Consider the following 4514-nt stretch of genomic DNA (forward strand, 5'->3'; position numbering starts at 1 on the left):
ATTGGAGCAAGTGTCGCCATAGTGCATGGCGTACTTTTACAAAAACTAATGATCAAGCCACTTTTACAGTCTACCTATGGCAAAGAAATGCCCGCCAGCTCCCAAAAGTTAATACCTTTGCTTTTGCATTTCAGTACCATATTTTGGTTTGTTGGTGGAGTGCTACTTATTGCCTCACCTTTTATGTTTAATCAAGAGCAAGGTTTAATGATAAGTCTTGGGGTTTGCAGTTTTTATATCGTTGGCGCACTAGGCAATTTATGGGGTACAAAAGGGAAACACCCAGGATGGGTATTACTGGCAATTTCAGTGTTGCTAATTGTTTTCGGTCTATAAACATGAAGTTCAAAGAGAATATAAGTGGAGCCGTAGTTACGTTATAAACAGATAAAATTATTTAGATACTGCGCAGTGATATCAAGTCAGGTAATATTTTCTGTAGGCTTTTTATACAGTTACATATTTCATACAAGGCAGATAGGTATTATGTTGAAGCGCGTGATAAAAGTATTGCTAGTTATAATTTTGTTGGTAATCGGTATAATTGCAGCAAAAATGGCTTGGGTGGAAATTCAATCACCAAGTGCAGGTGAATATCATGAATGGGAAGACTCTCGGGTATTTCGCTTAAATAAAGAAGCCGCCCGCGCCACGGCAGTGCCTTTTCACAACTTGGCAGCTGCAATGGCACCTCAAGATAATTCTTCGCCTTATACCGAGTCGTTAAATGGCACGTGGCGTTTTATATGGGTGAAGAGGCCACAACAACGTCCATTAAATTTTTATGAACCTGATTATGACGATAGTAAGTGGTCAGATATTACTGTGCCTAGTAATTGGGAAATTCAAGGTTTTGGCATTCCGCTTTATGCTAATACTCATGTTCCTTGGGCTAAAGTGGGGCGAATGAGCAGTCAAACCTTCCATGGTTTTCCTCCTTATGTCACTTTTTTAAGTGGTACTAATCCGCCTTATGTTCGTAAAGATTACAATCCTGTTGGCAGCTACCGTAAAACCTTTACCATTCCAGATGGCTGGAAAAATCGTGACGTTTATATTCAGTTTGCTGGAGTGAAAAGTGCGTTTTATGTATGGGTAAATGGGCAAAAAGTAGGGTACAGCCAAGATAGTTTTACAGCGGCTGAGTTTAATATTTCCCAATACCTGCAACCCGGTGAAAATACGCTTGCGGTAGAAGTTTATCGTTGGTCAGATGGCAGTTATCTCGAGCTTCAAGACATGTGGCGCCTAAGCGGTATTTTTAGAGATGTGGATTTAATCGCCAAAGCTCCGTTACATATCAATGATTTCGCCATTACCACTGATTTAGACTCCCAATATAAAAATGCTCAACTAAAGGTTAGTAGCTGGGTAAAAGGTGAGTTGGCTAATGCTAAAACCGTTGATATGGAAGTTTATTTACAAGGCCATCAGTTTAAAAAAGCCACGTTACTTGCCAAGAAAAGGCTCAAATCAAAAACAAAGCAAACCGATTTCTCGGTGTCTGTTATTGAGCCTAAATTGTGGAGTGCGGATATTCCAAATTTGTATCAATTGGCAATAGTTTTACTTGATGAAAATGGAAACTGGTTAGATGGTGTTTCACAACAAGTTGGTTTTAGAGAAGTTGAAATAACCGCTGGTCAATTGCTGGTAAATGGCAAAGCTATTTATCTGAAGGAGTAAACCGACATGAAATGGCACCAGATGTAGGGCAAGCGGTAAAACGCGCGAGTATGGAACAAGACATTAAACTACTAAAACAATATAACTTTAATGCCGTAAGAACCTCTCACTATCCCAATCATCCATATTGGTATCAGTTATGTAATGAATATGGCATTTATTTGGTGGACGAAGCCAATCTAGAAACCCATGGTCTGCGAGAAAGCCTGCCTGCTAGCGACCCTGACTGGACAGATGCTTCGGTAGATAGAATGACCAATATGGTACTTAGAGATCGCAATAATCCGTCTATTATTTTGTGGTCAGTAGGCAATGAAGCGGGTAGAGGATCTAATTTTAGTGCCATGAAAAAGGCCGCGTTAGCCATTGATTCGACCCGTCCAATTATCAGTGAGCAAATGCCAGAAATAAGCGACATAGTGTCACCTATGTATGCCAGCTATACGGCTAAAGACGAAGCCGAATTACCTAGCAGCCCCGCCAACGAAATATCCTATGGCGTAATGACTACTATGGACTTTTTAACTAAAGGTGCAGAAGTTGATGCTGGCCGCTACATAGATGCATGGGGCAATAATCCAGAAAATGATAAACCTTTGATATTGATTGAATATGCCCACGCAATGGGGAACAGTACCGGCGGCTTTAATGATTATTGGCAAGTATTTAAAGGTTACCCGAATTTGCAAGGTGGTTTTATTTGGGATTGGGCAGACCAAGCCATCAATAAAACAGAAGCAGGTCAAACATTTTGGGCCTACGGTGGTGATTATGAGCCTGCCGAAATAGCTCACGATGGTGGGTTTAATAATAACGGTGTGGTTTACCCAGATCGCACACCAAAACCAGCCATGAATGAAGTTAAAAAAGCCCATCAATGGTTGGACTTTAGTTTGAATGATGGCTTACTCACCATTAAAAATAATTATTTGTTTAAAGATTTAAGTGGCTATCAATTACAGTGGCAATTACTTCGAAATGGTCAAATAGTGGCACAAGATGTATCGACTCTTGCAGCGCAGCCTGAAGGCTCGGAGCAAATCAATCTCAACCTACCTGCAATGCCAGAAAGCGGTGAAATATTATTAAATGTTAATGCTCAATTACTCTCTAACACCGCATGGGCAGTAGCAGGGCATCAAGTTGCCAACGAACAATTTGTTTTAAGAGAAACTAATCCTAAACAGCCCAATGGCCAAGTGCAATCACCGCTGGTTTTAGAACAATTTGCCGACAATATTAGCGTTATAAACCGTGATTTCACGTTAAAAATTAGTCGTAATAATGGATTGGTTGAACATTTGCAATATGCTGATTCAGTTTTAATTGATGGTCCCTTAACACCAAACTTTTGGCGTGCTGGTACCGATAACGATAATGCGCTAGGCACTAATTCTGAACACGTTTTACCTTGGAAATACGCTTATATTAATCGTGACCAATTAAGTGTCAATATCACCCAGCAAAGTGATAGACAAATTAAAATAGCCAGTGACTTTCACCTTCCTCATCGTGATGTAACAGGGCAACTTATTTACACCATTAATAGTGATGGGGTGATTGAGGTAAATATGCAGTTAGATCTTCAAAATGTGCCAAACCCTCAAGAGTTGATAAGAGTTGGATTGCAAACCACTGCACCAAAAACCCTTAATAACATTGAGTGGTATGGACGAGGTCCGTTTGAAAATTATATTGACCGTAATCTTGCAGCAGATATTGGTTTATACCAGATGGATGCAGAGAGTTTTTACGTTCACTACGTTAAACCACAAGCCAGTAGTAACCGCACCGATATTCGTTGGTTTTCGTTAACACCATCTGATTCTAATAGTTCGAGCCAAACTGTAGGGTTAAAAGTGGTCACGAAACAACCAGTAGAATTTAGTTTGTCGCCTTACACAATGGAGGAAGTCGCCAGCAAAAGACATCCTCATCGCTTGCAACCGGCAGGATCAAATATTATCAATATTGATATGATCCAAAGAGGTGTAGGTGGCGATACGGGTTGGGGTAAAAGCGCTTTGGCCGGCCCTAATTATCGAATTAAGCCCGATACCTATCAATATGGATTTTGGTTAATGCCTTATCAACCATAAGTTTGTTAACCTGAACCTTGGATAAGTGTTGTTAAAAATGTGGAGTTTAAAGGAGTTGGCTATCTTTACCTCACATTGTTAGAATTAGTACAGTTTTACAATAACCAAAACAAAAAGAGAGAACAAAATGAATAAATTAGTATTGATTATTTTGGCGATATTTTTGCCGCCTGTTGCTGTATTTTTCAAAAGTGGGGTAGGCAAAGACTTGTTTATCAATATTCTACTTTGCTTGCTGTTTTATGTACCGGGACTTATTCACGCTTTGTGGGTCAGCACTAAGTGACGGACTAAGGTTCCTATTGCACCGTTCATTTGAGCGGTGCAATATAAAACTAAATTAAGCAGTTTTTACTCTATTCAAAATTCTTCTCTCAAACTTTATTTAAATCATATATTCAATTGATTCATCTAATTCGTTACTTGAAAGTGACTTTCCCGATTTTTTAACTCTAAATGCCACCATTTTTACATGCAATTCAGTGATTGCTTTACTGCCGGTTTTAACACATAACCCAGGTACAATTGCATGAATAAAACTCGCGAATGCGGCTTTAAAAAGTTTTATTGAAAAACTCATAGCCACAAAAAAATGTTCGACATAGGTTTCGTTGACAGATTTTGGGTGATCAATAAATAACGTTTTGAACATGTTTTTTTCCTATTTTGAATAACGATTACAGCTTTTTGGACTGCTTTTTAAAATGATTAGATTGGCTCTAAGATATA

Annotated in this window: 5 protein-coding genes; 4 read left to right on the forward strand and 1 reads right to left on the reverse strand. The window is 39.1% G+C overall.

Annotation, left to right across the window (positions count from 1 at the left end; genetic code table 11):
• The 4 genes from Q0688_RS04860 to Q0688_RS04875 form a co-directional block, all read left to right on the forward strand.
• The coding region (locus Q0688_RS04860) for a hypothetical protein (protein ID WP_299073755.1) at positions 1-336 on the forward strand (336 nt) is incomplete at its 5' end.
• 219 nt (positions 337-555) lie between these two features.
• Positions 556-1686 (forward strand): sugar-binding domain-containing protein, encoded by a 1131-nt coding sequence (locus tag Q0688_RS04865; protein WP_299073756.1) that lies wholly within the window; start codon positions 556-558, stop codon positions 1684-1686.
• Positions 1687-1697: 11 nt separating this feature from the next.
• Complete coding sequence (locus Q0688_RS04870; RefSeq protein WP_299073757.1) at positions 1698-3785, forward strand: glycoside hydrolase family 2 TIM barrel-domain containing protein; 2088 nt, start codon at positions 1698-1700, stop codon at positions 3783-3785.
• Positions 3786-3912: 127 nt separating this feature from the next.
• Entirely contained in the window at positions 3913-4071 is a 159-nt protein-coding gene (locus tag Q0688_RS04875) for a YqaE/Pmp3 family membrane protein (protein WP_299073759.1), read from the forward strand.
• A 99-nt stretch (positions 4072-4170) separates the two neighbouring features.
• Here Q0688_RS04875 and Q0688_RS04880 read toward each other — a convergent pair whose 3' ends face one another.
• Complete coding sequence (locus Q0688_RS04880) at positions 4171-4437, reverse strand: DUF6356 family protein (protein ID WP_299073761.1); 267 nt, start codon at positions 4435-4437, stop codon at positions 4171-4173.
• Between the last annotated feature and the right edge of the window lie 77 nt (positions 4438-4514).

The organism is uncultured Paraglaciecola sp. (genome assembly GCF_937123705.1).
Taxonomy (GTDB): domain Bacteria; phylum Pseudomonadota; class Gammaproteobacteria; order Enterobacterales; family Alteromonadaceae; genus Paraglaciecola.